Genomic DNA, 5,581 nt, shown 5'->3' with positions numbered 1-5,581 from the left:
GCCGCCACCTGCTGACGACCGCCTGCGGCGCGCTCGCCGCGGCGGCGTACGGGGCGGGGGCGCGGCGGGTCGCGCTCCCCGCCTTCGCCGCCTGGGCGGGGCTGACGGCCGAGTTCGCCGCGGCCCGCGTCCTGCCCGGCCCGCGCACGCCCGGGGAGGTGGCGCGCATGCTCGTCACCAGCGCCGCCATCCCGCCCGCCGCGACCTGGCACCGCCTGCGCGGCCTGCTCGCGCACGCGCGCGCCGGGGCCTGGTGCGGCAACCGCGCGGTGCTGTTCGACCGCGACGACACGCTCGTGCGCGACGTGCCGTACAACGGCGACCCCGCGCGCGTGGAGCCGGTGCCCGGCGCGCGCCGGGCTTTGGACCGGCTGCGCCGCCGGGGCGTGCGCATCGGCGTGGTGTCCAACCAGTCGGGCGTGGCGCGCGGCCTGGTCACCCGCGCGGACGTGCGGCGCGTCAACGACCGCGTCGACGAACTGCTCGGCCCCATCGACGTGTGGGAGGTCTGCCCGCACGGCCCGGACGACCGCTGCCCGTGCCGCAAGCCCCGGCCCGGCCTGGTCGTGCGGGCCGCGCGGCGGCTGGAGGTGGCCCCGTCCGCCTGCGTGGTGATCGGGGACGTCGGCGCCGACATGCGGGCCGCCGAGGCCGCGGGGGCGCGCGGCGTGCTGGTGCCCACCGGCCGCACCCGGCCGGAGGAGGTCGCCGACGCCCCCGAGGTCGCACCGGACCTGCGCGCCGCCGTCACCCGCGCCCTGGAGCTGCTCGCCGAAGGGCGGCCGCGATGAGGGTGCTGCTGGCCCGCATGGACAGCCTCGGCGACGTGCTGCTGGCCGGGCCCGCCGTCCGCGCCGTGGCCGCGCGCGCCGACGAGGTGGCGCTGCTGTGCGGCCCGCGCGGACGCGCCGCCGCCGACCTGCTGCCCGGCGTCGACCGCGTGCTGGAGTGGTGCGCGCCGTGGATCGACCCCGACCCCGGCCCCGTGGACCCCGCCGAGATCGCCCGGCTGGCGCGGATGGCCGCCGGGTACGACCGGGCACTGATCTTCACCTCCTTCCACCAGTCGCCGCTGCCGCTGGCGCTGGTGCTGCGCATGGCGGGCGTCGGCTGGATCGGCGGCATCAGCGCCGACTACCCCGGGTCGCTGCTGGACCTGCGCCTGCGGCCGGACGAGCCGGGCCGGGGCGACCTCCCCGAGACCGAGCGGATGCTGGCGCTCGCCGCCGCGGCCGGGTTCCCCTCCCCCGCCGACACCCGGCTGCGGGTGCGCGAACCATTGCCCGACATGTCCGCCCTCACCGGGTCGCCGCCGGGCGAACGCGGCTACGTCGTGGTGCATCCGGGGACCTCGGTGCCGGCCCGCGCCTGGCCCGCCGAACGCTGCGCCGAGGCCGTCCCGCTGCTGGTCGGCGCCGGGCACCGCGTGCTGGTCACCGGGCACCACCAGGAGAAGGACCTGACGGCGCGCGTGGCCGGGGACACCGGCGTCGACCTGGGCGGCCGCACCTCGCTGGCGGAGCTGGCGGCGGTGCTGGCGGGCGCCCGCGTCGTCGTCGCGGGCAACACCGGCCCCGCCCACCTGGCCGCCGCCGTCGGCACCCCCGTGGTGTCGCTGTTCGCGCCGACCGTGCCCGCCGCGCGGTGGGCGCCCTACGGGGTGCCGACCGTGCTGCTGGGCGACCAGGACGCCCCCTGCAAGGGCACCCGCGCGCGGGTCTGCCCCGTCCCCGGGCACCCCTGCCTGTCCTCCGTCACCGGCCGGCACGTCGTCGCGGCCGTCGAGCGCCTGATGGGGGTGGCCGCCTGATGAGAGTCCTGCTGTGGCACGTGCACGGCTCGTGGGCGACGTCGTTCGTGCACGGCCCGTACACCACGCTCGTGCCCGTCGTGCCCGGCCGCGGCCCCGACGGCAGGGGGCGGCCCGAGACCTTCGCCTGGCCGGACCGCGCCGTCGAGGTCCCCTACGACCGGCTGCGCGGCGAGCACGTCGACGTGGTCGTCCTGCAGCGGCCGCACGAGCTGCGGCTCGCCGAGGAGTGGCTGGGGCGCCGCCCCGGACGCGACGTGCCCGCCGTGTACGTCGAGCACGACACCCCGCGCCGCACCCCGGCGGACGCGGGCTCGCCCGACGAGGTGGTCCCCGACAGCCGGCACTTCCTGCACGACCGGTCCGACATCCCGATCGTCCACGTCACGCACTTCAACGAGCTGTTCTGGAACTGCGGCAGGGCGCCCACCACCGTCATCGAGCACGGCGTCGTCGACCCCGGCTACCGCTACCGGGGCGACCTGCCGCGCGCCGCCGTCGTCGTCAACGACCCGCTGCGGCGCGGACGCGTCGCGGGGACCGACCTGCTCCCGCGGCTGGCCGAGGCCGTCCCGCTGGACCTGTTCGGCATGAACGTCGCCGACGCGCCCCGGCGGCTCGGCACCCCGCCCGGGTCGCTGCGGACGTTCGAGGACCTGCCGCAGCGGGCGCTGCACCGCGAGCTGGCGCGGCGCCGCGTCTACGTCCACCCCTACCGGTGGACCTCGCTGGGCCTCGCGCTGATCGAGGCCATGATGCTCGGCATGCCCGTGGTGGCCCTGGCCGCCACCGAGGCCGTCGAGGCGGTGCCGCCGGAGGCGGGCGTGCTGTCCACCCGCGTCGGCGCCCTCGCCGCCGCGGCCCGGGACCTGGCCGCCGACCCGGCCCGGGCCCGGCAGGCCGGCAAGCACGCCCGCGCGGCGGCCGCCGACCGCTACGGCCTGCCGCGCTTCCTGCGCGACTGGCAACGGCTGCTCCAGGAGGTGACCCCGTGAAGATCGCCATGGTGTCCGAACACGCCAGCCCCTTGGCCGCCCGCGCCGCCGGATCGGCGGTCCGCGGGCTGGGCACCGCCGACGCCGGGGGGCAGAACGTGTTCGTCGCCGACCTGGCCTCCCGCCTGGGCGCGCTGGGGCACCACGTCACCGTCTACACCCGCCGCGACGACCCGCGCCTGCCGACGCGGGTGCGCCTGGCGCCCGGCGTGACCGTCGAGCACGTGCCCGCCGGCCCGGCCGAGCCGATCCCCAAGGACGAGCTGCTGCCGCTGATGCCGGACTTCGGCCGCCACCTGGAGCGCCGCTGGGCCGGCGACCCGCCGGACGTGGCGCACGCCCACTTCTGGATGAGCGGCCTGGCCACCGCGCAGGCGGCCGGGAACCTCGGGCGGCGCCGCGTCCCGATGGTGCAGACCTACCACGCGCTGGGCAGCGTCAAGCGGCGCCACCAGCGCGACAAGGACACCAGCCCGCCCGGCCGCGTCCAGCTGGAGCGCGCGCTCGGGCGCACCGCCGACGCCGTCATCGCCACCTGCGCCGACGAGACCGAGGAGCTGGTGCGCCTGGGCGTGCCGCGCGACCGCATCACCGTCGTGCCGTGCGGGGTGGACCTGACCGTGTTCCGCCCCGACGGGCCGCGCGCCTCCCGCGGGGCGCGGCCGCGCCTGGTGACGCTGTCGCGGCTGGTCGAGCGCAAGGGCGTGGACACCGCCATCCGGTCGCTGGCGCGGGTGCCGGGCGCCGAGCTGGTGGTGGCGGGCGGGCCGCGCCGCGCCGAGCTGGACGGCGACCCGGAGGCGCGCAGGCTGCGCGCCGTCGCCGAGGACTGCGGCGTGGCCGACCGGGTCCGCTTCCTCGGCCGCGTCGGCCGGGCGCAGGCGTCCCGGCTGCTGCGGTCGGCCGACCTGGTGGTGACACTGCCCTGGTACGAGCCGTTCGGCATGGTGCCGCTGGAGGCGATGGCCTGCGGCGTGCCGGTCGTCGCCACCGCCGTCGGCGGTCACCTGGACACCGTCATCGACGGTGTCACCGGGGTGCACGTGGCACCCCGCACGCCCGAGCAGACCGCCCGCGTCATCCGCGCCCTGCTCGCCGACCCCACCCGCCGCGCCGCGATGGGCTTCGCCGCGGGGGACCGCGCCCGCTCCCGCTACTCCTGGGAGCGCATCGCGCACGAGACGCTCACCGTCTACCGGCGGGCCATGGCACGCAGCGAGGTGCCCGCATGAGCGTCCCCGCGCGCACCGCGTCCCGGCGGACCGGGTCGTCCCGGCGGGCCAGCCGCCAGGACCTCGAACTGGAGGCGCTGGCCGACGCGGCGCTGCGGTTCCGCAGCCAGACCCCCGTCATCGCCGCATGGGGGCGCCGCCTGGCCCGCGTGCTGGACTCCGGCGGACGCCTGCTGGCCTGCGGCAACGGCGGCAGCGCCGCCGAGGCCCAGCACCTGACCGCCGAGCTGGTCGGCAGGTTCGAGCGCGACCGGCGCCCGTTCGCGGCGATCCCGCTGCACGGCGACACCTCGGCGGTGACCGCGATCGGCAACGACTACGGCGCCGAGACCGTGTTCGCCCGCCAGGTGCGCGCGCACGGCCGCCCCGGCGACGTGCTGATCTGCCTGTCCACCAGCGGCCGCAGCGGCAACGTGGTCGCCGCCGCCGAGCAGGCGCGGCGGCTGGGGGTGACCGCGTGGGCGATCACCGGGCCGGGCCCCAACCCCCTGGCCGCCGCGTGCGACGACGCCATCACCGTCGACGCGGCGTCCGCGGCCACCGTCCAGGAGATCCACCTGGCCGCGATCCACCTGCTGTGCGGGGTGGTCGACCAGACCCTGGGGGTCGGCGGATGACCGCGCCGCCCGCCCCGCCCGCCACCCGTCCCGGGAGGGCATCATGACGGCACCGCTCGTCGTCGTCGGCGACGTGCTGCTGGACATCGACATCACCGGCCGCAGCAGGCGGCTGTGCCCCGACGCGCCGGTCCCCGTCATCGAGCAGGCCGAGGAGCGGCCGCGTCCCGGCGGCGCGGGCCTGGCCGCGCTGCTGGCGGCCGCCGACGGGCGCGAGGTCGTGCTGGTCACCGCGCTGGCCGACGACGACCCCGGGCACCGGCTGCGCGCGATGCTGGCCGCGCACGTGGAGGTCGCGGCGTTCCGCCTGCACGGCGCCACGCCCCGCAAGGTGCGCATCCACGCCGAGGGGCAGCCGGTGGCCCGGCTGGACGTCGGCGAGGGCCGGGCCGTGGACGGCCCGGTCGGCCCGCGCATCGCGCAGGCCGTCGCGGGCGCGGGCGCGGTGCTGGTGTCCGACTACGGCCGCGGCGTCACCGGGCACGCCGCCGTCCGCGCCCTGCTGGAGGAGGCGGGCGGACGCGTGCCGGTCGTGTGGGACCCGCATCCGCGCGGCGACCCGCCGGTGCCCGGCACGCGCCTGATGACGCCCAACGAGGACGAGGCGTCCCGGCTCGCCGCCGCGTGCGGCGGCGCCATCGACGGCGGCGGCCTGTCGGCGGCGACCCGGCGGGCCCGGTTCCTCGCCGAGACCTGGCGCCTGGACGGCGTGGCCGTCACCCTCGGCGCGGACGGCGCGCTGCTGGTCGAGGGCGCCTGCGGCCCGCGGGGCGCCCCGTTCCTCGCCCCGGCCGAACCGGCCCGGGGCGACTCGTGCGGGGCGGGCGACAGCTTCGCGGCGCGCGCCGCGCAGGTGCTGGCCGACGGCGGGCGCCTGCCGGAGGCCGTGGCCGCGGGCGTGCGCCGGGCCGCCGAGTTCGTCAAGTC

The 5,581-nt window shown here is 78.8% G+C and carries 6 protein-coding genes; all 6 read left to right on the top strand.

Translation table 11 applies throughout. The annotated features are described in order from the left end of the window. Window positions 1-791: D-glycero-alpha-D-manno-heptose-1,7-bisphosphate 7-phosphatase (locus ABD879_RS31850; RefSeq protein WP_345025495.1), on the top strand; the 791-nt coding region annotated here is incomplete at its 5' end. Beyond that, entirely contained in the window at window positions 788-1,810 is a 1,023-nt protein-coding gene (locus tag ABD879_RS31845) for a glycosyltransferase family 9 protein (protein WP_345025494.1), read from the top strand. The genes ABD879_RS31850 and ABD879_RS31845, both read left to right, overlap by 4 nt. Further along, entirely contained in the window at window positions 1,810-2,805 is a 996-nt protein-coding gene (locus ABD879_RS31840) for a glycosyltransferase (protein WP_345025492.1), read from the top strand. Before ABD879_RS31845 ends, ABD879_RS31840 begins: the two co-directional genes overlap by 1 nt. Beyond that, window positions 2,802-4,037, top strand: a complete 1,236-nt coding sequence (locus ABD879_RS31835; protein WP_345025491.1) for a glycosyltransferase — start codon at window positions 2,802-2,804, stop codon at window positions 4,035-4,037. Before ABD879_RS31840 ends, ABD879_RS31835 begins: the two co-directional genes overlap by 4 nt. Then, a complete protein-coding gene (locus ABD879_RS31830) occupies window positions 4,034-4,654 on the top strand; it encodes a D-sedoheptulose-7-phosphate isomerase (protein ID WP_345025490.1) in 621 nt (206 codons plus the stop codon). Before ABD879_RS31835 ends, ABD879_RS31830 begins: the two co-directional genes overlap by 4 nt. Window positions 4,655-4,697: 43 nt before the next feature. After that, window positions 4,698-5,581: PfkB family carbohydrate kinase (locus ABD879_RS31825; protein ID WP_345025489.1), on the top strand; the 884-nt coding region annotated here is incomplete at its 3' end.

Source organism: Actinomadura keratinilytica, from assembly GCF_039539665.1.
Taxonomy (GTDB): Bacteria; Actinomycetota; Actinomycetes; order Streptosporangiales; family Streptosporangiaceae; genus Spirillospora; species Spirillospora keratinilytica.
This window is presented reverse-complemented; position numbering and strand designations above follow the sequence as displayed.